This window comes from uncultured Chryseobacterium sp. (assembly GCF_936933875.1).
Lineage (GTDB): Bacteria > Bacteroidota > Bacteroidia > Flavobacteriales > Weeksellaceae > CAKZIK01.
Map to the genome: position 1 here is coordinate 22,819 of NZ_CAKZIK010000029.1, position 24,968 is coordinate 47,786.

A 24,968-nucleotide genomic window follows, 5' to 3' on the forward strand; every position below is an offset into this window, starting at 1 on the left:
TACAGATTGAAAAACTACCTTTTTCTTGTTACTATTTTCCTTTTTACTTCCTGTGTTTCGGTAAAGCAATACAACAAACACCTGGAAACAACGATAGCTCCCGAAAAACTTCGTGCTGATGTAGATTATACTTATAAAAATCTTCAGGAACTGCATCCCAATTTATACTGGTATATCTCCAAAGAAAGTCTTGATAAAAAATTTGATTCTCTGAAAACCACCATCAACAAACCTTTGAATCCATCTGATTTTTTTGAAAAACTGGCGCCCGTAATTTCAGATATTCGGGAAGGTCATTTGGCTCTGAGAGTCCCGTCAAAAAGACTCACCAGAAAAGAAATTAAAAATCTGGAAAACCAAAAAGGTCTTTTCAGCCGGATGAATTACGTTGTTCAAGATAACAGAATTTTCGTGAAAGACAATGCCGAAAAATTTGAAAATATTGCCGTTGGAACTGAAATTTTGCAAATTCAGGATATTCCGGTTTCAGTTTATTTGGAACGTTACGAACCTTATGTTAACAGTGATGGTTTCAATACTACTTTTCAGCCTTATTCAATGGCGAGAAGATGGCCAGGTTATTTTACCGTAGAGAACGGAATTTTGGACAGTGTAAAAATTCAGACCAAATTTAATCATGAAATAAAGAATTTCTATATCCACCGAGAAAAACTCACGAAAGAGGAAAAGAAAAAGGAAGAAACCGCCAATAAAAAAATAACAAAATCCGAAAAAGGCAAGACCAAAGACTACAATATCCTGACGAAATCTTACAACCGGGATTTGCAGTTTCCACTTAAAGACAGTACGGTTGCCTACATGAGAATCAAAACTTTCTCCGGAACGTTTTCAAAAAGATTTTACCGTGAAAGCTTTGCAACCATCAAAAAATCGCCCGCAAAGTACCTTGTTTTGGACATTCGTGATAATTTGGGAGGAAGTTTAGCGGAAATCAACAACCTGTATTCCTATTTGGTGGATGATGATTTTAAATTTATTAATGATATTGAAATCACTTCACCAAAAGCGATGTATGAAGCAGATTACTTCTCGAATTTCCCTTTGATTACGAAACCAATTGGCGTGATTGGTTATCCTTTTTATCTGATTGGGACAGCACTCTCCATCAAGAAAAACAATAGAAAAACGCTTCTTCGCAATAACGGAATATTCGGTCTGAAAAAACCCAAAAAAGATAATTTCAAAGGAAAAATTTATGTTTTGGTTAATGGTTCCAGCTTTTCGGCGGCGGCTATTTTGCCTTCAAAACTAAAAGGAGACCAACGTGCAACAATTGTTGGAGAGGAAACCGGCGGGGCAAACGACGGAACTGTTGCAGGAAGATACTCTACCAAAAAATTGCCAAACAGCAAATTGACATTACCCATCGGTTTAATGCTGATTCAACCCAATATTCAATTCACCAATACAAAAAAAGGCGTTGTTCCAAATGTAGAAATTGTTCCTACTTTGCTGGAAGTTTTACAGAAGAAAGATATTCAGTTGGACTGGGTGATGCAGGATATTAAAAACGACAAATCTTCTCAGTTTTGAAAAAATTTGTTATTAACATATATTTTAAAATAAATTAATCAATTTCAATTGCGCCGTACTTTGCTTTACTGCCATATTTTTTAACAGCTTTTTCGCCTTTCAACACGGTTACTTTTTTTATTTTATTTGAATCAATATTTCTAAATTTTGTTTCAGAAATAATATTGTCTTTGTACACGTAAAGTGGTTTTTGCTGCACGTCGGTTTCGCTTCTTATAGGTGCTCCCAAAACCATTCTTGGCGGTTTTTTCAGTGTATCTACTCTTAAACTAACCTGTTTAACTTTCCCCATTGTTGGCTTAATGTTCTGAAGTTGGTTTTTAGGATTGTTTTTGAGCGTTTGCTGCGCATGTGCACTTGCAACTGCACCTGAAGTCAACATTAATCCTGCCAAAATTTTCGAAATATTTCCATTCAAATTTCTGTTAAGCTGATTTTCATTAAATCTGCCGCAAACATTTTCGGAACGTGAAAAAGCAGCTACAATTTCTTCATCAGAAGAACAAGTAAAATCGTGAACCGATTTTGAACAAACACTGCAGAATTTCCCCTTTTCATCAGGAGGCATTACATCCCAGTTTTCGTGACAGGGTTTTGGAATGGAGAGTTTCATAAAAATTCATTTAATTAAGTTTAGACTCCAATATCAAAGACAAGTTAAATGGATTTGAAAATTTCTTATCTCCAAAAAAAATTGTTACCTGAATTTTTGATTATCTATACTTTTGTAATGTAAAAAATTCACCACTATAATTGATGCTTTTTTGGGATAACGTTTAACAACGATATTACTTTTATCAGTTTTAATCACCACTTTTTGTGAAAATCCAAAACTGAAAATCAGTAAAAATATCAGGACGAAAGTTTTCATAACCTTTCAGCGATATCTTTTACTTTTTCCAAAGCAGTAGGAAATGTAGAGGTAAAATAAGGAATGTAATCTTCCGGCGCGTTCATCGTTACAGAAAGCGTTGTAGTACCGTTCTCTTCGGACAAATCATAATTTTCAATGGCATTTTCTCCATAGTTTTCTGTCTGTTCTACACCATTTTTATAATCACCTTTATGAAGGAAATACATTTTCTCATAAGGAACCATTTTTTCAATCGTGGCAAACATTCCGCTTTTATCGGGACCCAAAAAATAAATTTTGGAACCTTCCTTTAAATCACTTTCATAATGTGAGCCTTCATGAAAAACCGCACACCAATTTCTGTAATTATCGTCTTTCCAAAGGGCTTCCCAAACTTTTTCTTTGGTTGCGTTGATTGGGATGGAGAATTCTAGTTTTTTCATTTTTTGAGAATATTTTTGATGATGTTCAGAAACAGAAAAATAAGTAAAAAATTCTGAAAGAAATAATTCCAGTGCATTTTAGAAACAACGCGAACATCTACCTGATCTTTGCCGATGTAATGGGCCATATCAAAAATTTGTCGCGGTAAACCATAACGCGTTCCACAATACATTCCGCTGCAGAATTTTTCCTGATAAAATGCGGTAAGTATTGTAATGATAACAGCAGGAATGATTATCCACAAATTCAAAATCTCCTTGAATTTTCTTCTTTTAAATATATGCAAAACCACATTCGCAATCAGCAAGATAATACCAATAAGTAAAAAATGCAGAAATGTAAATTGTGAATGAATATTCATAAAATCATTTTGAATTTTAAATTTTCAACTTTTAATTATAGCAGATTTTCATCCACAAAATTCGGCAACGTCACTTTCAAATTCGGTTCCACTTCCATTGCGCGTTTTATCGCGAAAATAGCGCCTTCGTTTCTTGCCCAACTTCTGCGGGAAATTCCGTTGTTGACGTCCCAAAAAAGCATAGATTTTAGTCTTCTGTCGGCATCGTCACTTCCGTCGAGGAGCATTCCGAAACCACCATTGATTACTTCTCCCCAACCGACGCCGCCTCCATTGTGAATGGAAACCCAGGTTGCGCCGCGGAAACTGTCGCCAATCACATTGTGAATTGCCATATCTGCAGTAAATCTGGAACCGTCGTAAATATTAGAAGTTTCGCGGTAAGGAGAATCCGTTCCCGAAACATCGTGATGGTCTCGACCTAAAACAACCGGACCAATTTCGCCGTTTTTGATGGCTTTATTGAAGGTTTCTGCGATTTTCATTCTTCCTTCTGCATCGGCGTAAAGAATTCTTGCCTGAGAACCAACGACAAGTTTATTTTCCTGCGCTCCTTTTATCCACTGAATATTATCCGCCATTTGTTGCTGAATTTCCTGTGACGAATTTTTCATGATTTCTTCTAAAATTTGGGAAGCGATTTCGTCTGTTTTCTGCAAATCTTCCGGTTTTCCGCTCGCACAGACCCAACGGAAAGGCCCGAAACCATAATCGAAACACATCGGTCCCATAATATCCTGAACATAACTCGGATATTTAAATTCTCTACCTAAAGTTGGATTTTCTGCCATGACGTCGGCTCCGGCTCTTGAGGCTTCCAGTAAGAAAGCATTTCCGTAATCGAAGAAATAGGTACCTTTTGCTGTGTGTTTATTGATGGCGGAAGCGTGTCTTCTCAAACTTTTCTGAACTTTTTCTTTGAATAAATCCGGATTTTCTGCCATCATTATATTGGAATCTTCAAAAGATATTCCTACAGGATAATAACCACCTGCCCACGGATTGTGAAGTGAAGTCTGATCCGAACCTATATCGATTTTCAAACCGGTTTCATCAAATTTTTCCCAGACTTCCACCACATTTCCAAGATACGCCAAAGAAACAGTTTCATTATTTTTCTGTGCTATTCTGACTCTTGCAACCAATTCATCCAAGTTTTCATGAATTTCATCAATCCATTTTTGCTCATGACGAATTTTGGTGATTTTCGGATTTACTTCCGCACAAACCGTGATACAACCCGCAATATTTCCTGCTTTTGGCTGCGCTCCGGACATTCCGCCCAAACCTGAAGTCACAAATAATCCGCCTTTTGGTTCTTTATTAATTTTTCTGAAGGCATTCAACACCGTAATCGTCGTTCCGTGAACAATTCCTTGTGGACCGATGTACATGTAACTTCCGGCCGTCATTTGTCCATATTGCGAAACTCCAAGTGCGTTAAATTTTTCCCAATCATCTGGTTTTGAATAATTTGGAATGACCATACCATTGGTTACCACAACTCTTGGTGCATCTTTGTGACTTGGAAAAAGTCCCATTGGATGACCGGAATACATTACCAAAGTCTGTTCGTCATTCATTTCCGACAAATATTTCATCGTCAGAAGATATTGCGCCCAATTTTGAAAAACCGCACCGTTTCCCCCATAAGTTATGAGTTCGTGAGGATGTTGAGCCACCGCATAATCCAAATTGTTCTGAATCATGAGCATAATCGCTTTGGCTTGTTCAGATTTTCCGGGATAATCGGAAATGGAACGCGCTTTCATCTCATAATCCGGACGAAAACGGTACATGTAAATTCTGCCGAAATCTTCGAGTTCCTTTTTAAATTCCGTAATGAGTTCTGCATGAAATTTCGGTTCGAAATAACGTAAAGCGTTTTTCAGAGCGAGTTTTTTCTCTTCTTCGTTGAGGATTTCCTTGCGTTTTGGTGCGTGATTAATTTGCGGCTCAAAAGGTTTAGGTTGCGGTAATTCAGAAGGAATTCCCTGTTGTATTTGGTCTTGGAAAATCATTGTAAATTCAAGGTTCAAAGTTCAATATTAAAGGTTTTAAAGATATTCAAAATTTAGTTGAAAGGAAAATCGAAGATTCAGTTGAAACCTCTACCTTTAAAAAAAAATCGAAAATGACTGAAAAGGAAAAATGTGCACGAGGAATTTTATACAACGCCAACTTTGACGAAGAACTTCTGATAGAGCGTGATGAATGCAAAATTCTTTGCGATGAATTCAACAAAACTGCTTATCAAAATATTGAAAAACGTCGTGAAATTATCCGCGAACTCACCAAAACAAAAACTGAAAATTTTCTTATTGAACCTCCTTTTTGGTGCGATTACGGCTACAACATCGCATTTGGCGAAAATCTTTACGTCAATCATAATTTGTTAATTTTGGACGGTGCAAAAGTTACATTCGGAAACAATGTTTTCATCGGCCCAAACTGTAGTTTTTATACTGCAGGTCATCCTTTAAAGGTGAAAGAGCGCAATGAAGGTTTAGAATTCGCGAAACCGATTTCTGTAGGTAACAACGTTTGGTTTGGTGGAAATGTAGTGGTTTTGCCGGGAGTTACCATTGGAGATAATGCTGTTATTGGCTCCGGAAGCGTTGTAACAAAAGATATTCCAACAAATGTTCTAGCCGTGGGAAATCCGTGTAGAGTGGTGAGAGACATTTCAGAAAATTTGTAAATTAATTCGGGAAAAAAATATGCAGATAATCCATCATTCTCCCCATTTCTCTTTGCAAGGAAAAAACAAGCACGGTTCTTACCGAAGTGAGCAATGGATAAATGCTGTCGTTGAGTTTCAGAAATTCTTTTTCCGGAATTAATCCGTAACTTTTTCCTTTGTACGTGATAGAAACAGCATTGTCGATGAGTGAAACAGTGATATTTTCCATTCTTTTGTAGAAGGAAAATTCGGAAATGCGTTCGAAACCGTCGTCTATCATTTCCTGTACCAGTTTTTCGAAAAGTTTTGCTGCTTCAGGACTCATTTTTCAAAATTACCAAAAAATTAAAAGTTTCCAGTAACTTTAGTGAGAAATAAAATGAAATATGAAAACAGTCTTTTTCACCGTCTCGCTAATACTCGTTTTAATAGGCTGTTCAACACAAAAATCTGTTCAAAAAATGGAAAATTCGCAAGATTTCTACCAATATATTTCACAGGATTCTTTGATTTCCAATATTTTAAATCAGAAAGAAAAATATAAGGCGCAAATTATTTACACCCAAATTAATCGGGATGAAAACAACAAACCGACTTTCAAAAACTTTGAATTGAATGCTCATGAAAACACCTACTTCTACCCGGCTTCAACGGTAAAATTTCCTTTAACGATCCTTGCTTTGCAGCGTCTGAATGAACTTAAAATTGATAAAAAAACGACTATCAATTTCGGAGCAGCTTTTTCTGGACAAACTGAAACAACAAGCGAAAAAAATGCTGAGAATGGACTTCCAACCATCCAAAATTACATCAAACAAATTCTTTTGGTGAGTGATAATGCCTCTTACAACCGACTGTACGAATTTTTAGGTCAAGAATATATCAATGAGGAACTTCGGAAAAAAGGTTATGAAAAAACACAAATTCGTCACCGACTTGAAATTTTTCTAACTCCCGAAGAAAATGCCGCAACAAACCCTATTTCTTTTTTGGATAACAGTGGAAAAATAATTTATTCAGAACCTTTAAAAGTCAGCAAGTTTCAGTTTGAAAAAAGAAATGATTTTATCGGAAAAGCCTATTACAAAGGAGAAAACCTCATCAATGAACCTATGGATTTTTCATTGAAAAACAGATTGCCTTTAAATGACTTGCATTCTATTCTTCAAAATTTAATTTTTCCTTCTGAAAAAAGTTTCCACATTTCCAATGAAGACCGATTGCTTTTGTTGAAATCGATGTCGATGTTTCCACAGGAGAGCAAGTTTCCTGCCTATTCTGAAAATGAATACGATGCTGTTTGTAAATTTCTTTTTTATGGATCTGGAAAAGGCGATAGACCAAAAAACATCCGCATTTTCAACAAAGTGGGTGATGCTTATGGACAATTAACCGACGCAGCTTATATTGTAGATTTTGAAAAGAACATTGAGTTTATGCTTTCCGCAACTATTTATTGCAATGAAGATGAAACTTTGAATGATGACAAATACGATTACGAAACTATCGGTTTCCCATTTATGAAAAAGCTTGGTGAAATGGTTTACAATTTTGAAACTTCAAGAAAAAGAAAAAACTCACCCGATTTGAGTGAGTTTCAGTTTGATTATTCTGAATAAATTATTCTTCAAGATTTGAATTTTTATTGGCTTCCCAAGCATCATTGTAAGCTTTTTCCTGATTTGCCCAAGCTTCCGGCGGACAGTCGTTTTTGGCTTTGTTTATAAAACCTTCGCGGGTTGCTTGCTGCTTCTGAGAGCGCATTTCCGAAATATAATCTTTTGCCATTTGATTGTGATTGGCATCCAGATTAGCATTGTGGGCTTGATTGCTTTCTAAATTGTCGAAATTTTGTGATTTTTTGAAATTATTCGTGTCCATAATTTTACTACTTTGTGATTGGTATTAATTGATATCTTCCGGAGTTTCAAGGTCTTCGTGGTTATCGCCACCTAAACTCCAATAATTGTTTTCTTCATCTTCCGAACCGACAATCTGTTGTGCATCGTCTAGTTCAGCACCCGGAACATCGAGCTCGAGTTCATCTTGCGGCAACTCATCAGTTTCAGGAATGCCGTCTCCGTCTAATGAAACGTGAGGTTCTTTGTTGTAAATATCTTCGCTGGAAGGATAATTCAGTTCTTCTAAATTTTTATCCTGTACTTTTGGATTGCTGTCTGTATTCATTTTATTTTCGATTTGATTTAAAGTAAAATTATGTTAAATCAACACCAAAAATATTACAGCTTCTTTTTAAATTTTTACATCATTTTTTGTCGAATTTTCACCTTTATACAATTCAATTTATTCTTTACAAAATCATATTCAATTGGCTACTAATTGTTTATTAACCGCTAATTTTATGCTTCTAAAAATGTAAAATCAATGGAAAATAATTCAAAAAATAAAAGCATTTCCGGAAAAACGGTTGTAATTACCGGAGCTTCAAGTGGTGTCGGAAGAGCTGTTGCAGAAGCGTTTGCTTTGGAAGGCTGTAATGTTGTTTTGGCTGCGCGAGGAAAAGAAGGGCTTGATGAAGTCGTTCAACTTTGTCATGATTTGGAAGTGAATGCAGTTGCCGTTCCAACCGATGTTTCGAAGGAAGAAGACGTAAAAAATCTTGTTGCAAAAGCGTTGGAATACAACGGAAGAATTGATTATTGGGTAAATAACGCAGGTGTAATGGCGAGTGGAAAATTTGAGGAAATACCGATGGAAACACAGGAACAGGTGATTAAAACCAACCTTTTCGGATATATGTATTCTGCTTATAATGTTTTGCCTGTCTTCAAAAATAAAAAAGAAGGAGTGTTGATTAATAATGTTTCAATTGGAGCATTTATGCCTGCTCCATACAGTGCTGCGTATTCCGCTTCCAAAAAGGGGATTGCAGGATTGATGGAATGCCTTCAAGGGGAAATTTCGGATTTTCCGGATGTGCATATTTCCAATATTTACCCTCAAATTCAGCGTTCTACAGGAAATTCGCACTCTGCAAAATATTCGTGGTTAGATTTTAAAGTTCCTCCTTTTGCAGCGGATCCCAGAGATACTGCAGCAAAAATTGTGGAGTTGGCAAAATTCCCGAGAAAAGGAATGTTTCCTGATGCAGTTTCTTATCTTTTGAAAACTGCACATTCAATAATGCCTTCAGCTTTAATCAACACTGCATCTGCAGGAATGCGAATGATGATGAAAATGAAAAATGCACCGGACAGCCCGGGAAATATTTTAGCTTCTTCCAGCGAACCACATCGAATTTATGGTGAAACGGCAATTCCTATACCTTCAAAAAAGGTAAAAAATGCATTATTAACAGGCATTGGATTAGGTTTGGGTTATATGATCATTAATAAAAGCTTTTCAAAAAAATAATTAAAAAAAGACATTCAATTGAGAATGTCTTTTTTAATCTCTATTTTTTAATTTCTTATTTGCTTGTATTTCCCAACATCGGTACAAATTTATAGGCTCCAAATTCTTCTTTTTCAAATTCTGTCGGAGAAATTTTGGTGAATCTGAAAAGCACCTGTTCATCAGTCTTTCCCAGAGGAATTACCATTTTTCCACCAACATTTAACTGTTTCAATAATTCCGTTGGAAGATTTTCTGCGCCACAAGTCACGATGATTTTGTCAAAAGGAGCAAAAGTCGGCAAACCCGCAAAACCATCACCAAAACTTTGAAATTTTGGTCTTAAATGCATTTCACGAAACTTCTTTTTTGAAAAATCGAACAGGTCTTTTTGTCGCTCAACGGTGTAAACATGAGCATTCATTGCTAAAAGAACCGCAGTTTGATAACCACAACCTGTTCCGATTTCCAATATTTTTTCACCCGATTTTACCTGCAAAAGTTCGCTTTGTTCGGCAACAGTTGAAGGATGCGATATAGTTTGATGAGCCGCAATCGGAAAAGCGCGGTCTTCATAAGCGTAATCTTCAAAAATACTTTCAATAAATAGGTGACGCGGAACTTGAGACATGGCTTTCAGGACATTTTCATCTGAAATCCCAATTTTTTCACGGAGATAATCAACTAAAATTTTACGCTTTCCTTTGTGTACGAACGAATCCTGCATTCAACAAAAATAGGTAATAGACATCAAATTTTGGACATTTGATAACAGATTTTTCCAGCATTGCTTTAAATCTAATATCTGAAATCTGACATCTAATTATTATCTTTGATAAAACATTATTTCTATGCTTAAAGCAGGTTTGGTTGGCGCAGGTCACCTCGGAAAAATACATCTAAAACTGTTGAATCAGTCCGAAAAATACGAACTGGTTGGCTTTTTTGACCCCGATAAAGAAAACGGAAAAAAACTTGAGGCCGAATTTGGATACCAATATTTCGAAAATTTTGACCATTTGCTTTCTCAAGTCGACATGATTGACATCGTAACACCAACGCTGTATCACTACGATTACGCGATGAAAGCCATCGAAAACCGCAAACATTTCTTCATCGAAAAACCGGTAACGCAAACTTTGCAGCAGGCAGAAGAGATTTTGTACAAATGCAGAGAATTCGGCATCAAAGCGCAGGTTGGACACGTTGAAAGATACAATCCCGCTTTTATTGCGACTAAAGATTTCATTAAAAATCCGATGTTTATTGAAATTCACCGTTTAGCGGAATTTAATCCGAGGGGAACGGATGTTTCTGTGGTTTTGGATTTGATGATTCATGACTTGGATATTTTGTTGAGTGTGGTAAATTCAAAAGTGAAGCAAATTCACGCTTCCGGAGTTTGTGTGGTTTCAAAAACACCGGACATCTGCAACGCGAGAATTGAGTTTGAAAACGGCTGTGTGGCAAACTTAACGACTTCCAGAATCTCAATGAAAGCAATGCGAAAATCGAGATTTTTTCAGCAGGACGCTTATATCTCTGTAGATTTCCTTGAAAAGAAAGCTGAAGTGATACGAATGAAAGACGCACCGGAAAATCCGACACCTTTTGATATGATTATTGAAAATGCAGACGGCGAAAAAAACCAGATTTTGTTTGAATACCCTAATATTCAGGCTAATAATGCGATTTTGGATGAGCTTGAAAGTTTTGCAGATGCCATTACAGAAAACAAAAACGTGGAAGTTTCTTTGGAAGACGGAACGGAAGCACTGAAAGTAGCGTTAGAAATTATGAAGCTGATTAGTTAGGTTGAGGTTGAGGCAAATATTGAGTTATAAAATTAACAGCATTTTTGTCATTCCGCAGGAATCTAAACATTTGAAAATTAATTTTGTCGAGATTCCTACGGAATGACAAACTTTATGTAAAAAAGTCTATGAAAAAAATTACAATACTATTCCTTTTTTTTTCAGTTTTAGTTTTTGCACAAAAATCCACACTTAAAAAGCAAATTTCTCAAATTATCAAAGGTAAAAATGCAACTGTTGCCGTTTCAATAAAAGGATTAGATTTTCCATTTAATTACGGTAACGAAAATGCCTCGAAAAAACTTCCGATGCAGAGTGTTTTTAAGTTTCATATTGCTTTGGCGGTTTTGGATTTGGTGGATAAAGGACAACTGAAGCTTGAACAGAAAGTATTTATCAAAAAATCAGAGCTCCTTCCCGATACTTGGAGCCCAATTCGTGAAAAATATCCACAGGGAAATTTTGAAATGTCGGTTTCAGACCTTATTTATTACGCCGTTGCGATGAGCGACAATGTTGGCTGCGACGTACTTTTAAGATTAATTGGCGGACCAGAAGTGGTTCATGAATATATTATTTCTAAAGGCGGAAAAAACACTCAAATTGTTTTTAATGAAGAAATCATGCAAAGCGAATGGGAAAACCAATATCAAAATTTTACTACAACGAAATCTGCCATTCAGCTTTTAGAGCAATTTTTTAAAGGTAAAATGATTTCTCCTACTTCAACAGAATTTCTCATGAAAGTAATGCTCGGAACTACCACCGGAACCAATAAAATTGTAGAACAATTACCCAATGGAACTCCGGTTGCTCATAAAACCGGTTTTTCAGGAAGAAACAAAGACGGTTTGGTTGGCGCAGAAAACGACATCGCCATCATTACCCTTCCCAACGGAAAACATTATACTTTATCCATCTTTGTAAGCGATTCTACGGAAACTAATGAAGTTAACTGTAAAATGATTTCGGATATTTCGAAGGCGGTTTGGGATTATTTGAATGAGCCAAAATCCGAAATCTTTTTTCATCTAAAATAATTTTGCATAAAAGTTGTTTTTAAGAACGTATGAAAAAATTACTTTCTGTATTTGCACTTTTACTTTTCGAGTTCGGTTTTTCGCAGGACTGGAATTTAAAATTCAATGTTGAAAAAAGCGGAACAACTTACAAAGTTTTTGCCGACAATGAGGAATTTTCGCCCATGTCTGCCGCTTTCAGATTCACTTTGATGAATATGAAATCAACGTTAAAAAGTGATGAAATTATTGTAATTCCCGCAAGAGCAAAAAAGTTTTTAGTAACGACAGTTTCAGTTGTTCAAGCCAACAAAAATTATCGCTTTCAGTATACCGTAAAATATAATTTCGGGGACGTTACGCTTCAAAAATTTGATGATTCGTACATTTACAATCTTCCGTTTGAAAAAGGAAAAACCTATAGAATCGACCAGGGATATAACGGGAATTTTTCTCATCACAACCAAAATTCTTTAGATTTTAACCTTAAAAAAGGAGACAAAATATTTGCTGTTCGCGAAGGAATCGTTGTCGATACCGAAGAAAAATACAACCAAAGATGTTTAACCTACGAATGTGCGAAGATGAATAACAAAATTATCATCATTCATCCCGACGGAACTTTTGCAGAATATGCACATCTTCAGCAAAACGGCGTTGAAATAAATCGCGGCGACAAAGTTGAAAAAGGCCAATTGATCGGTTACAGCGGCGATACTGGTTGGACAAACGGGCCTCATCTCCACCTTTCGGTTTATCTGAACCGATTGGAAGGCGACCGTGTTTACATTAAAACAAAATTTAAAACTTCTAAAAGCAACGCAACCTTTCTCGAGGAAAAGAAATTCTACACCAAAAACTACTGATTATTCTAGGTAAAAGCCCGAAATTTCTTATTTTTGGGAAACTTACAATTCAAAGAAATTTTATGAAGAATATCGTCGTTATCGGAGCCGGAACTATGGGGAACGGAATTGCGCACACCTTTGCACAAACCGGTTTTAAGGTAAATTTGGTGGATGTAAAAGAAGAAAATTTAGAGCGTGCTCTGAAAACCATTACTTCCAATCTGGACAGAATTATTGCCAAAGGAAACCTTAGCGAAGAACAGAAAGCAGAAACTTTAGGAAATATCACCACTTTTACGGACTTAAAAGATGCGGCAGGAAACGCAGATTTGATTGTGGAAGCAGCTACTGAAAATCTTGATTTGAAGCTGAAAATCTTCAAAAATATGGATGAACTGGCTCCGAAAAACTGTATTTTGGCAACCAATACTTCCTCTATTTCCATCACGAAAATTGCTTCAGCTACGAAAAGACCTGAAAAAGTAATCGGAATGCACTTTATGAATCCGGTTCCTATTATGAAACTCGTGGAAATCATCAAAGGCTACTCTACATCGCAGGAAACGTACAACGCGGTGGCAGAAATGTCCAAAAACTTGGGTAAAGTTCCGGTGGAAGTTAACGATTATCCGGGATTTGTAGCGAACAGAATTTTGATGCCGATGATTAACGAATCCATTGAAACTTTGTACAACGGCGTTGCCGGAGTTGAAGAAATTGATACCGTAATGAAACTCGGAATGGCTCATCCAATGGGACCTTTGCAATTGGCAGATTTCATCGGTCTTGATGTTTGTTTGGCAATTCTGAATGTGATGTATGACGGTTTTAAAAATCCGAAATACGCACCAAATCCGTTGTTGGTCAATATGGTAACCGCAGGTAAATTAGGCGTAAAATGCGGTGAAGGATTCTATGACTATTCTGAATCTAAAAAAGCAGAAAAAGTGGCGAAAATGTTCTCGAAATAAAAAATTGAAGCCACGAATGCACAAATAATTAAAGAATACATTCGTGAATTTGTGGCAAAACAAAACATGAGGAGACATCTTTTCGAAAGCAGAATAAAAATATTTTTGGTCATCGCTACTTTTGTGATGACCATTCTTCGTTTTTTACTGAACGAAAAAGGACGTGCAACTCCCGATTCTATCCGTTTTATGCGAACCGCAAATGTTTTTCCTGAGATTGATAACACAACAACTCCACTTGGTTATCCTTTGAGTTTAAAACTGTTTACTTTTTTAGGATTGGACGAATTTTGGAGCAGCAAAGTTGTCGGGATTCTAGCCTATCTTTTCATTGTATTTTTTGCAAGAGCCAAGAAATTTTATTTTAAAGAAACCGTTCTGATTTGTGGTTTGTTCAGCTTTGTCTCGATATTTTCTTATACCGTAAGTGAAGCTTTAATCCTGCCGTTCGTATTTCTTTTTCTCTATATTTCAAGGCAAATTATTATTGATTCGTGGCCGTTTTGGAAAAGCGTTTTATTACTTTCATTAAGTTTAATTTCCCTTTACAGCATCCGTTACAGTGCACTGTTTTTTGTTGGGGCAGTTTTTCTTTTTGGTTTGATTCAATTCAGAAAGAAATACGGGAAAATCTTTCTTATTTCGGCAGGAATTGGCATTCTGTATATCGTTTTATACAAATTTTTGTTCATCGACAGATTTAATTCAAACTACATCAATGAATTTCTGGAAATCGGTGTAAAACCAACTTCACAAATGATTACAGAATTTTTCGCGGGAATAACTACAACATTCAATCCTTTCATCCATATTTCCAATCCTAATGGCGGAATGATGAACATTGGGATTTTTGGAATTGGCGCTCTCAATATTGTTTTGATGGCTTACATTTTTATCAAAAACAAACTCTCAGAAAACGAAAAATTCATTGTCTTTACAGGAGTTGCAGGAATTATCTGTTCATTTTTCATCCAATATTTCTATTCGATGGATGCGTTGGATTACCGACTTTTAGCGCCTTTCAGTTTTCCGGTTTGGTTGGTTTACTTCAAAAAAATATATCAGATTTTAGGAAAATATACTTACGGAATTACGGTTTTGAGTTTAATAACAGGTTTGATTTTCACTGCACTTTCAAGCGGAAATTATTTGGAAAACCGTAAGGAAATCTCAAGATTTTTGGAGCAAGAAAATCTCAAAAAGGCGCCTTTGAAATTCTATATTCAAAATCCAGAAAATCTTGATAATGTACAGATTACAGAATTAATTAGTACCGTAAATCCGAATATTAAACTGACTTTCAAACCAAATGATACCTTGCAAAAAACGACTTTAACCACTCATAAAGTTTTGAAAAAAGTTAAAATCGACACCAATAAGTTTCAATAAAATTATTTATCTTTGATAAACATTAATGCATTAAAAATTCTAAAATAGATAACAATGAAATTACCTAAATTTTTATTAGCCGACAATTCAGATTTTCCTGAAGATTTATTCGTAGTTCATACAGAATACCCAAGATTTATCCTTAATGTAGAAGAGGAAGAAGTAGAATGGTTGGACGATTTGGAAGGCGATGACGAAGAAACAATGGCAGATGAAGCAACTAAAGTTGTGGAGCAGGCTTTTAAATGGTGTGATGAAGAACTTGCAAAATACGACGACGAGGAAGACGACGAATAATACAAAATAAAAGGAACTCGGTTTTGAGTTCCTTTTTTTATGCTTTAACGCTCTTAATTTTTATTGAATTTCAGCAACAGCAACTGATTTTTATAAAGCTCAAGCGTGTTTCCGTTGACAACATATTTATTGGCTTCTCCCAACATCGAAAAGTAATTGCTTTCCGTACTCATATTATCACAAGCCATTTTAGTAGCACCAATATTTTTTGCTGAAAAATTTCCGGCAGTAGCGTCCAGAACTACATCTCCAAAATAATTGTTGCAGCCTCCTGTTCCTGTAATTTTTCCGTCTGCGATATTTAAAGTAGGCGTTTTTCCTTTCACATTATCTGCAAGTACCCATTTCGAATCTCCGATAAAAGCCTGTGCTTTTCCGACTTTAGAACCCGATGTGGGTATTGCTGAACAGGAAACCAAAGTAGCTGCGGCGAAAAAACTTAAAATATATTGCTTCATTGTTTTACTTTTAATTTTTATAAAATTAAGAATTTATAATGAAACGAACGGAAAAACAGCCGATAAATTGCCACTTCCAACAAAAAACCCTGCTCAAAATCTGAACAGGGTTATGTATTTTTTAGAAATTTGTTACGAACGAAGTTCTGCAGAAAATTCCTTATGGAAAGACTTAATCAGCGAGTTCATTACTTCTGCAATTTCCTTTTCTTCCAAGGTTTTTTCCTCGTTCAGCAATTCGAAACTCAAGGCGTAGGATTTTTTGCCTTCCGGAAGATTTTTACCTTCATAAACATCGAAAAGATTAATGTTTTTCAGATATTTTGAAGGGTTTTTCTTCGCCGTTCTGTACAAATCAGCATAAGAAACATTCTTGTCTAAAAGCAAAGCCAAATCTCTTCTGATTCTGTTGAATTTAGGAATATCCACAAACTTTAAATTCTCTTTAGAACGAAGTTCCTGACAAGTTTCCACTTCGATTTCAGCATAGTAAGCTTCCTGTTCCAAATCGAAATCTTTCAGCATTTGAGGAGCTACTTTTCCTAATCTCGCTACCACTTTATCTCCGGCAACAAATTCCAAAGCATCAGAAAATCGGCTGTCTTCCAAAGATTTTTCGGTGATGTCTAAATTTAGTTTATCCAAAAGAATTTTTACATACCCTTTCAGATAATAGAAATCTGTTGCAGATTTTGGCTGTAACCAATTTTCAGCAGCATTTCTTCCTGAAACCATAATTGCCAATTGCTTTCTCTCTTCGTACTCTTCCTTTTTATGGTAAATTTTTCCGAGTTCGAAAAACTTGATGTCCTGATTTTTACGGTTGATATTGTAAATCGCGTTACTCAAAAGTCCTTCCAATAAAGAAGTTCTCATGAAAGCCAAATCTGAACTCAAAGGATTAAGCAATTTCACAGCATCGGTTTCGTCCTTTAATGAAGTCAATGAGTTGTTCATCACTTCGTTGAAACCATTGCTTTGCAAAGTTCTAGCCCATTGATTTTCTAACGCATCTTGGTCATCAAAACTTAGTTTTACAGGCGTGAACGAAATTTTTTGAGGCGCATCAATTTTATTGTAACCATAAATTCTCAAAATTTCTTCAATGACGTCGATTTCTCTCGTTACATCCGCTCTGTAGGCTGGAACCGAAATTTCCAATCCGTTGTTGATCTCATTCAACACTTGGATATCCAAAGATTTTAAAATCTCTTTAATTTTCTCACGGTGCATTTTTGTACCCAAAATTTGCTCTACTTTCGAGAATCTCAAAATCACATAATGGTCTTCAATTTTCTTTGGATAATGCTCCAATAATTGTCCAGTCATTGTTCCACCTGCAATTTCTTCAATCATTTTGATTGCCTGAGTAATGGATGCTCTCGTATTATTGGGGTCCACACCTCTTTCAAAACGGAAAGACGCATCCGTATTTAAACCATGAAGTTTTGCACCTTTTCTTACCGCAACAGGATTGAAATACGCGCTTTCCAGGAAAATCGTTTTTGTTTCATTCGAAACGCCTGAATTTTCGCCACCAAACACTCCCGCGATACACATTGGATTGTTGTCGCCGTCTTTAATCATAATTTCAGAACCAGCCAAAGTACGTTCTGCACCGTCCAAAGTTCTGAATTTTGTTCCTTCTGGATTCACTCCCACTTTCACTGTTTTTCCTGCAATTTTATCTGCATCAAAAGCGTGAAGCGGTTGTCCGAAACCATGAAGAATATAGTTGGTAATATCTACAATATTATTGATTGGGCTTAAACCAATCGCTTTCAATCGGTTCTTCAACCATTCCGGGGATTCGGAAACTTTTACATTTTCTATAACCGCTCCGATGTATCTTGGACACAGTTCTGAATCTTCAACCTCTAATTTAAAATCGTTGCTTCCTGAAATATTCAAGGGTTGAGAAACTGTTTTTTCAAATTCCGTTTTCAGTTGGTTTGAACTTAAAAACGCGTGCAAGTCTCTTGCAACGCCATAATGCGACATCGCATCTGTTCTGTTCGGCGTTAAACCGATTTCGTAAACTTCATCATTGGAAAGCTCGAAATAATCTGCGAAAGCGTCTCCCACTTTGTAGGTTTCATCCAGAATCATAATTCCTCCGTGGTCATCGCTTAAACCTAATTCATCTTCTGCGCAAATCATTCCCTGAGAAACTTCGCCACGAATTTTCGCTTCCTTAATTTCGAATGAACTTCCGTCTTTTGCGTAAATTTTTGTTCCTATAACTGCAACGGGAACAGTTTGTCCTGCCTCAACATTCGGTGCGCCACAAACGATATCTAGAACTTTTCCGTTTCCAACATCAACGGTAGTTTTCTTCAGTTTGTCTGCATTTGGATGCTGTTCACAAGTGATTACTTTACCTACAACAATACCTTCAAGACTTCCTTTTACGGATTCAAATTTTTCAATTCCTTCTACTTCAAGACCGATATCGGTAAGATATTCTCCGATTTTTTCGGATTTTAAATCTGTTCTGATATAGTCTTTCAACCAGCTGTTTGATATTTTCATTTGTTCTTTTTTAAACGCAAAGTGCGCAAAGATTTTCTAATAATTGAATGTTTTTTAAGTGCGCAAAGGCGCTTCGCTTAGAAAAACTTATAATTTGCAAATATCGGGATTTTTTGAGAAAATGTGGATGGTTTTGGGATTAAATAATGCCACGAATGCACTTATTTTTTTTTATTTTTTTTGTTTTAAAAACCCTTTCAGAGTTTGGAACTCTGAAAGAGTTGACTGTTAGCAAAACCGTTGGGTTTTGATAATTTCTGTCAAAGATTTTTAAACTTTGACTAATTGGAAAGAAAAACCGAATGAAGTTGTAGCCCGGGTTGTAATGGAAATCCTTTTTCCGCGGCGACGAGTCGCCGCGGAAAAAGATTGTAATGGAAAACCGGACCGAAATTTCGGAGAATTTGAAATCTTGTTGCTCCAAAAAAAATTGAGACCTGAAAAAAATTCAAGTCTCAATATATTTTACAATCGACAATGTTGTGGTACAGTTGATTAGCAAATCAACCCTACATACCGATTACCGGCATTGATAACATTAAAATGTTTTCTTCGTCTTCCAAACCGTCAACTGGCTCGATAATTCCCGGTCTGTTTGGTTGAGACATTTTCATGGTGATATCGTCTGAACCTAAAACGGAAAGCATTTCCGTTAAGAATTTTGAGCTAAAACCGATGTTGATATCTTCTCCATTATAATCGCAAGGAATCTGCATGTCTGCTTTGTTTGCGTACTCCGTATCTTCTGCGTGAAGGTGCAAAATATTTCCGGACAGCTTGAAACGCACCTGATTTGTAGATTTGTTCGACATAATCGAAGCTCTTCTGATGGAACTCAACAAAAGATTTCTGTTAATCGTCAAAACATTCGGGTTTTCTTTAGGAATTACCGCGGTGTAGTTCGGGTATTTTCCATCGATCAAACGGCAAATCCAAATATTGTTTCCAAACGTGAATTTCGCCATATTTTCGTTAAACTCAATCGTTACATCGTCGTTAGAATTCGCCAAAATATTTTTGAAAATACTCAATGGCTTTTTCGGCATGATGAATTCAATTGGGTCTGCGTTGATTAAATCTGTTCTTTTATACACTACCAATCTGTGAGAATCCGTTGAAACAAAATTTGTTTCGTCTTCCTTAAACTGAAACAAAACGCCCGTCATCACAGGACGCAAAGAATCGTTTGATGTTGCAAAAAGCGTGTTGGTTAAAGCTTCTGACAAAACTCCGGCTGAAATTTTGACGCTTTGTGAAGCATCAAATTCAGGAAGTTCCGGATAATCTTCTGCATTGTCCAAAGCGACAGCGAAGTTGTCTTTCTCGTCCAAAATCTCAAGCAAGCTTCCGTTTCCGTCTGCAGAATCTTTTACAGAAAGTGTTAACGGCTGTTCTAAGTAAGTTTTTACAAAATCCTGGAAAATTTTTGCAGGAACAGCAAATTTCCCGGTATCTTCGGATTTCACTTCCAAAGAAGTTACCAAAGTGGTTTCTCCGTCGGAAGCAGTTATTTTTAGATTGTTTTCTTCGAGTTCAAACAGGTAATTTTCAAGAATTGGTCTTGATTGAGAACTTGAAATAACACCGCTAACTGTGTTGAGTGCTTTTTGTAATTCTCCGCTGGCAACAATAAATTTCATGTGATGTATTTATTTTCTGTTGAAAATGTGGCAGTTTTGCCACGAAATTTTTATTTTGACAAATATATAAAATTGGGCGAACTCTTAAAAATTTCCGTCATTTATTTATCAACATTGAAGCTATTTTTTTTGAAGAATTTTACATCCGGAAAAAGCTTTAAATTTGTAAAAAAACAAGATGCGCAAACCACCGGTACACCTAAGTTTTTACAATGCTTTCCGCGGAATTTTTCTTATGCTTCGTTCTGAAAGAAATTTTCAGATTGAAGTTTTGGCTTTAATTCTAAATCTCGGACTGATTGTTTTTTTGAAACTTTCAACTACTGACGCTGCCATTATTTTACTGACTTGTTTTGCAGTTTTAAGTGCAGAAATTCTGAACACGGCAGTTGAAAAAGTTTGCGACATCGTTCAACCGGAATATGACGAAAGAATCAAATTCATCAAAGACATTGCGGCAGGTGCGGTTTTGATTTTGGCGATTGCAGCGGTTTTTGTGGGTATTTTGGTTTACTGGAAATATGTTTCAGACTTACTCTAAAACCAGTTCGATTTCCTTGTGATCTGAAAAAATTTCGAGAACAATGTCGAAGAGCGTCTTCTCGTTTCCTTTTTGCAAATCATCCAGACTTTTCTGAACAAATTTTTGATTGAAATTTGGATCTTTAAGTTTCGCTTTAAGCCATTTTTTCGTGGCCTCCAAACCCAAATCTTTTCTGTTTTTTTTCTGAATTTTTCCAGATAAATTTTACGGAATCTACATTTTCAAATGCTCCGAAACCGCCGAACAAAGCATCGTTCAAACCATCCAAACTTCCGAGTTTCCAGTCTTCGTTTGGAAGTAAATGTTTTGAAACAACTTCATAAAAACCTTGCAAATCGTCGAAGTCTTCGCCGTTGATGTAGAAAGTTTTGGTTGACATTCGGTATTTTTGCCACTAATGCACGAATTTTTCTAATTCGTGCATTAGTGGATTTTAAAAACTTGATTCTTTTTACTTGATTCTTGACTCTTTACCTAAAATACTCTACTCCGTTTTTGAAAATATTGTGGTAATTCGCATTCGGAATATTTTTGAATAGACCTTCGGTAAAACGTTCCGGATGTCCCATTCTTCCAAATATTTTTCCGCTTTCGGAAGTAATTCCTTCAATTCCAAACAGTGAATTATTTGGGTTGAACGGCATTCCGTGCGCAATATTTCCTTCGAAATCGATGTATTGCGTTGCAATTTGTCCTTTCTTATAAAGCTCAGTCAACACTTCTTCAGAAGCCATAAAACGTCCTTCTCCGTGCGAAATTGGAATCGTGAAAACCTGATCTTTCATTCCTTTCAACCATGGCGAATCATCGTTAACCACCTTTACATCAACCATTTGAGAAATATGACGACCAATTGCGTTGTGCGCTAAAGTTGGTGAATGTTCATCCAGATCGCGGATTTCTCCGTAAGGAAGCAATCCTGATTTCACCAATGCCTGAAAACCGTTGCAGATTCCGAGAATCATGCCGTCTCTTGACAACAATTTATGAACGGCCTCTTTCATTTTTTGGTTTTTCAAGACATTCACAATGAATTTTGCAGAGCCGTCCGGTTCGTCTCCAGCAGAAAATCCGCCGGAAAAAACCAAGATTTGAGATTGATTAATTTCATTCACCCAATTGTCGATACTTTGTTCCAAAAGTTGGTGATTCAAATTAATCAACGGTGCAGAATTTACAATCGCACCTTCTTTTCGGAAAGCGTTTTGAGTTTCATATTCGCAGTTTGTTCCCGGGAAAATAGGTGCAAAAACTCTAGGTTTCCCAATTTTGTGAGAAATAATTTGGATGGATTTTTTCTCTGTACCGTTCAGATTTTTATCAATTTCAACAACGATTTTTTCTTTTTCTTTGGTTGGGAAAAGTTCTTCAAAAGTTTTGAAATTAGCAACCAACAGATCTTGAATTTTGAATTTTAAATTTTGAATCGCTAAAAATTCTGAATCGTTAACAACACCAATTTTTTGAAGCAATGGATTAGAAAGTTCTTCAGTAGATTCTACAATTAAGCTTCCGATATTATTATTTAGAAGAAGATTTTCATCAACAGAAATTTCTGCTCCCAAACCATTTCCGAAAGTCATTTTCGCCAAGGCAACTGCAACTCCACCCTCTTTTATGGTTTTTACGGAAACGATTTTTTTAGTTTTAATATTTTCATGGATAAAATCAAAAATCTCAACTAAATTTTCATAATTCGGCAAACCGTTTTCCTGAAATTGATGCTCAAAATGATAGATAAAATTTCCCACTTTTTTAAATTCAGGAGAAATTACATTAGACTTTTCACCGTTTGCGCAGGCAAAAGAAATCAAAGTTGGTGGAACATTAATATCCTGATACGTTCCGCTCATTGAGTCTTTTCCCCCAATTGCAGCCAAACCGAGATTCATTTGCGCATCATAAGCTCCAAGCAATGAAGCCAAAGGTTTTCCCCATTTTTCCGGATTGTTTCCGAGTTTTTCAAAATATTCCTGGAAACTCAAACGGATTTTCCTGAAATTTCCGCCCATTGCAACAATTTTCGCAACGCTTTCTACGACAGCTAAACTTGCACCAACAAGAGAATTTTGCTTCGAAATTTCAGCATCAAAACCCCAACTTGCAAAAGAAACGGTTTCGATGTTTTCGGCGTTCAAAACCGGTAAAGTTTGGACACTTCCTTCGGTTTCTGTGGTTTGGTATTTCCCTCCAAACGGCAAAGCAACAGTAGTTCCACCAACCGTTGAGTCGAACATTTCAACCAAGCCTTTCTGTGAAGCGACGTTTTTTTCTGATAATATTTTGAGGAAATTCTCTTCGTTGAATTCAATGTTTTCAGTTTTAACATCCTGTAAATGAGAGATTTTAGCATCTTGAGATTTGCTGCAACCGCTTGTATCTAAAAATGCACGACTCAAATCCACAATTTTCTGTCCGTTCCAAAACATTTGCATTCTTCCGCTGTCAGTCACTTTCGCGATTTCAACGGCTTTAATATTTTCGCTTTCGCAGAATTTAATGAACTGGTCTTTATCGTTTTTATCAATGACAACCGCAATTCTTTCTTGAGATTCGGAAATTGCAAGTTCAGTTCCGTTCAAACCTTCATATTTCAAAGGCAAAACATCGAGGTTAATTTCCAGTGAATCAGCAATTTCTCCGATGGCTACGGAAACTCCACCCGCTCCAAAATCGTTAGATTTTTTAATCAGTTTCGTAACTTCAGGATTTCTAAAAAGCCGCTGAATTTTTCTTTCTTCCACCGCATTTCCTTTCTGAACTTCCGTGGAAAGCGTATGAATAGAAGTTTCGTCCTGCTCTTTCGAACTTCCGGTTGCACCTCCAACTCCGTCTCTTCCCGTTGCTCCACCAAAAACAATGACAATATCGCCATCTTGTGGTTTTTCGCGGCGAACCCAAGATTTTGGAACTGCTCCCGCAACAAAACCAACTTCCATCCTTTTCGCTTTATAACCTTCATCGTAAATCTCGGAAACGTGCGTTGTAGCGAGTCCGATTTGATTTCCGTAGGAAGAATATCCGTTTGCGGCCTGTTTTGTGATGGTTCTTTGAGGCAGTTTTCCCGGTAAAGTTTCAGAAATGGGTTCCAGAACATTTGCAGCACCGGTTAAACGCATTGCCTGAAAAACAAATGCTCTTCCGGACAAAGGATCACGGATTGCACCTCCCAAACACGTTGAAGCACCACCAAAAGGCTCAATTTCCGTAGGGTGATTATGCGTTTCGTTTTTGAAAAGTAAATACCACGGTTCTTTTTTGCCGTCAATTTCAGCTTCGACTTCTATCGTGCAAGCGTTGATTTCATCGGAAACGACAAGATTTTCGAGTTTTCCGGTTTTGTGGAAATATCTTGCGCAAACGGTCGCCAAATCCATTAAAGAAATTGGTTTTGCTTCACGACCGAGGAATTTTCTTTTTTCTAAATAATCGTTGAAGATTTTCTCCAGCGTTTCTTTAAATTGCCCTTCAAACTGAATATCAGTGAGTTCCGTTTCAAAAGTTGTATGACGGCAATGGTCGCTCCAATAAGTGTCCAAAACTTTCAGTTCGGTTTCGGTTGGATTTCGGTTTTCGGATTTGAAATAATTTTGAATGAATTCCAAATCGTCGAAGCCAAAAGCAAAGCCGTGGGAATTGTAGAAATCGTGAAGTTGCTGAGTCGTGAAGTCGTTGAACTGCTCGTAAGTAACTATTTTATCAGGTGTTTCTTCGGCTGGGATTTCAAGTTTTGAAAGATTTTTTTCCTGAGATTCAACTTTATTGATGAGTAAATCTTTAATTTTATTTAAATCAGATTCTGTAACTCCGGTAACTTCAATCAGTTTACCACTTCTTACAATAGCGTTTTCTGTTTCAGTAAGTAAAGCGATGCACTGTTGCGCAGAATCTGCTCTTTGATCGTATTGTCCGGGAAGAAATTCGGTGGCAAAATGCAGATTTTTTGCTGGATTTTCATTGTGGAGAATATCAACTACCGGATCAACGAAAGTGTTGTTCACGACTTTTTCAAATTCAGTTTCATTCAAACCAAAAATATCATAAATATTGTAAACCTTCACCGAATTAATTTCGGGAATGATGTTTTTAATTTCACTTAAAATTTTTGGACTTTCTACATCGAAAATACCGCGTTTTTCTACGAAAATTCTTTTTTTGTTAGACATCAGATGTCAGATTTTAAATATTAGATTTCATTGGGCTTCAC

General features: G+C 36.4%; 24 protein-coding genes. 11 read left to right on the forward strand and 13 right to left on the reverse strand.

Annotated features, from left to right (window positions below; genetic code table 11):
* Positions 1-6: 6 nt before the first annotated feature.
* Positions 7-1,554, forward strand: a complete 1,548-nt coding sequence (locus Q0252_RS04550; protein WP_297984260.1) for a S41 family peptidase — start codon at positions 7-9, stop codon at positions 1,552-1,554.
* Between the two features lie 34 nt (positions 1,555-1,588).
* Here the strand turns inward: Q0252_RS04550 and Q0252_RS04555 are convergent, their stop codons facing one another.
* The 4 genes from Q0252_RS04555 to Q0252_RS04570 all read right to left on the reverse strand — a co-directional run bounded on the left by Q0252_RS04555 (position 1,589) and on the right by Q0252_RS04570 (position 5,233).
* Positions 1,589-2,167, reverse strand: a complete 579-nt coding sequence (locus Q0252_RS04555) for a hypothetical protein (RefSeq protein ID WP_297984262.1) — start codon at positions 2,165-2,167, stop codon at positions 1,589-1,591.
* Positions 2,168-2,421: 254 nt separating this feature from the next.
* A complete protein-coding gene (locus tag Q0252_RS04560; RefSeq protein ID WP_297984264.1) occupies positions 2,422-2,850 on the reverse strand; it encodes an SRPBCC domain-containing protein in 429 nt (142 codons plus the stop codon).
* The gene (locus Q0252_RS04565) at positions 2,847-3,212 is read right to left on the reverse strand and encodes a hypothetical protein (protein WP_297984266.1); all 366 of its coding nucleotides are present in this window, start codon (positions 3,210-3,212) and stop codon (positions 2,847-2,849) included. The genes Q0252_RS04560 and Q0252_RS04565 overlap by 4 nt, the downstream gene beginning before the upstream one ends.
* 35 nt (positions 3,213-3,247) lie before the next feature.
* Positions 3,248-5,233 (reverse strand): urocanate hydratase, encoded by a 1,986-nt coding sequence (locus tag Q0252_RS04570; RefSeq protein WP_297984268.1) that lies wholly within the window; start codon positions 5,231-5,233, stop codon positions 3,248-3,250.
* Positions 5,234-5,346: 113 nt separating this feature from the next.
* Between Q0252_RS04570 and Q0252_RS04575 the strand changes: the two genes are divergently transcribed.
* On the forward strand, positions 5,347-5,913 hold the full coding sequence (locus tag Q0252_RS04575; RefSeq protein WP_297984270.1) for a sugar O-acetyltransferase: 567 nt from the start codon (positions 5,347-5,349) through the stop codon (positions 5,911-5,913).
* A gap of 1 nt (position 5,914) precedes the next feature.
* Here Q0252_RS04575 and Q0252_RS04580 read toward each other — a convergent pair whose 3' ends face one another.
* On the reverse strand, positions 5,915-6,220 hold the full coding sequence (locus Q0252_RS04580; protein WP_297984272.1) for a hypothetical protein: 306 nt from the start codon (positions 6,218-6,220) through the stop codon (positions 5,915-5,917).
* A 136-nt stretch (positions 6,221-6,356) separates the two neighbouring features.
* Here Q0252_RS04580 and Q0252_RS04585 point away from each other — a divergent pair, with 136 nt between their 5' ends.
* Positions 6,357-7,514 carry a serine hydrolase gene (locus tag Q0252_RS04585; protein ID WP_297984274.1) on the forward strand — a complete coding sequence of 386 codons (1,158 nt, stop codon included), beginning with the start codon at positions 6,357-6,359 and terminating at the stop codon, positions 7,512-7,514.
* Between the two features lies 1 nt (position 7,515).
* On the opposite strand, the gene Q0252_RS04590 is transcribed toward Q0252_RS04585, so the two are convergent.
* Positions 7,516-7,776 carry a prevent-host-death protein gene (locus Q0252_RS04590; RefSeq protein WP_297984276.1) on the reverse strand — a complete coding sequence of 87 codons (261 nt, stop codon included), beginning with the start codon at positions 7,774-7,776 and terminating at the stop codon, positions 7,516-7,518.
* A gap of 24 nt (positions 7,777-7,800) precedes the next feature.
* Positions 7,801-8,082, reverse strand: coding sequence for a hypothetical protein (locus Q0252_RS04595; RefSeq protein WP_297984277.1), 282 nt, complete (start codon positions 8,080-8,082; stop codon positions 7,801-7,803).
* Positions 8,083-8,280: 198 nt separating this feature from the next.
* Here Q0252_RS04595 and Q0252_RS04600 point away from each other — a divergent pair, with 198 nt between their 5' ends.
* Positions 8,281-9,270, forward strand: a complete 990-nt coding sequence (locus Q0252_RS04600) for an SDR family NAD(P)-dependent oxidoreductase (protein WP_297984278.1) — start codon at positions 8,281-8,283, stop codon at positions 9,268-9,270.
* A gap of 55 nt (positions 9,271-9,325) precedes the next feature.
* On the opposite strand, the gene Q0252_RS04605 is transcribed toward Q0252_RS04600, so the two are convergent.
* A complete protein-coding gene (locus tag Q0252_RS04605) occupies positions 9,326-9,976 on the reverse strand; it encodes a protein-L-isoaspartate(D-aspartate) O-methyltransferase (RefSeq protein ID WP_297984280.1) in 651 nt (216 codons plus the stop codon).
* Between the two features lie 124 nt (positions 9,977-10,100).
* On the opposite strand from Q0252_RS04605, the gene Q0252_RS04610 reads away from it, so the two are divergent.
* The 6 genes from Q0252_RS04610 (at position 10,101) to Q0252_RS04635 (ending at position 15,587) form a co-directional block, all read left to right on the forward strand.
* Complete coding sequence (locus Q0252_RS04610) at positions 10,101-11,063, forward strand: Gfo/Idh/MocA family oxidoreductase (RefSeq protein ID WP_297984281.1); 963 nt, start codon at positions 10,101-10,103, stop codon at positions 11,061-11,063.
* Positions 11,064-11,191: 128 nt separating this feature from the next.
* A complete protein-coding gene (gene bla, locus Q0252_RS04615; RefSeq protein WP_297984283.1) occupies positions 11,192-12,103 on the forward strand; it encodes a class A beta-lactamase, subclass A2 in 912 nt (303 codons plus the stop codon).
* Positions 12,104-12,132: 29 nt separating this feature from the next.
* Entirely contained in the window at positions 12,133-12,948 is an 816-nt protein-coding gene (locus tag Q0252_RS04620; RefSeq protein ID WP_297984285.1) for a M23 family metallopeptidase, read from the forward strand.
* A gap of 62 nt (positions 12,949-13,010) precedes the next feature.
* Positions 13,011-13,901, forward strand: coding sequence for a 3-hydroxybutyryl-CoA dehydrogenase (locus Q0252_RS04625; RefSeq protein ID WP_297984287.1), 891 nt, complete (start codon positions 13,011-13,013; stop codon positions 13,899-13,901).
* A 66-nt stretch (positions 13,902-13,967) separates the two neighbouring features.
* Entirely contained in the window at positions 13,968-15,290 is a 1,323-nt protein-coding gene (locus Q0252_RS04630; RefSeq protein WP_297984289.1) for a hypothetical protein, read from the forward strand.
* A 54-nt stretch (positions 15,291-15,344) separates the two neighbouring features.
* Positions 15,345-15,587, forward strand: coding sequence for a hypothetical protein (locus Q0252_RS04635; RefSeq protein WP_297984291.1), 243 nt, complete (start codon positions 15,345-15,347; stop codon positions 15,585-15,587).
* A 53-nt stretch (positions 15,588-15,640) separates the two neighbouring features.
* Here Q0252_RS04635 and Q0252_RS04640 read toward each other — a convergent pair whose 3' ends face one another.
* The 3 genes from Q0252_RS04640 to dnaN form a co-directional block, all read right to left on the reverse strand.
* Positions 15,641-16,045 carry an META domain-containing protein gene (locus Q0252_RS04640; RefSeq protein WP_297984293.1) on the reverse strand — a complete coding sequence of 135 codons (405 nt, stop codon included), beginning with the start codon at positions 16,043-16,045 and terminating at the stop codon, positions 15,641-15,643.
* A gap of 132 nt (positions 16,046-16,177) precedes the next feature.
* Positions 16,178-18,577, reverse strand: coding sequence for a phenylalanine--tRNA ligase subunit beta (gene pheT / locus Q0252_RS04645; protein ID WP_297984295.1), 2,400 nt, complete (start codon positions 18,575-18,577; stop codon positions 16,178-16,180).
* Between the two features lie 509 nt (positions 18,578-19,086).
* Complete coding sequence (gene dnaN / locus Q0252_RS04650) at positions 19,087-20,217, reverse strand: DNA polymerase III subunit beta (protein ID WP_297984297.1); 1,131 nt, start codon at positions 20,215-20,217, stop codon at positions 19,087-19,089.
* A 178-nt stretch (positions 20,218-20,395) separates the two neighbouring features.
* Between dnaN and Q0252_RS04655 the strand changes: the two genes are divergently transcribed.
* Complete coding sequence (locus Q0252_RS04655) at positions 20,396-20,758, forward strand: diacylglycerol kinase family protein (RefSeq protein ID WP_297984299.1); 363 nt, start codon at positions 20,396-20,398, stop codon at positions 20,756-20,758.
* 136 nt (positions 20,759-20,894) lie between these two features.
* Here Q0252_RS04655 and Q0252_RS04660 read toward each other — a convergent pair whose 3' ends face one another.
* Both Q0252_RS04660 and Q0252_RS04665 read right to left on the reverse strand, forming a co-directional pair.
* On the reverse strand, positions 20,895-21,140 hold the full coding sequence (locus Q0252_RS04660) for a hypothetical protein (RefSeq protein ID WP_297984301.1): 246 nt from the start codon (positions 21,138-21,140) through the stop codon (positions 20,895-20,897).
* Between the two features lie 91 nt (positions 21,141-21,231).
* Positions 21,232-24,927 (reverse strand): phosphoribosylformylglycinamidine synthase, encoded by a 3,696-nt coding sequence (locus Q0252_RS04665; RefSeq protein ID WP_297984303.1) that lies wholly within the window; start codon positions 24,925-24,927, stop codon positions 21,232-21,234.
* Positions 24,928-24,968: the final 41 nt, after the last annotated feature.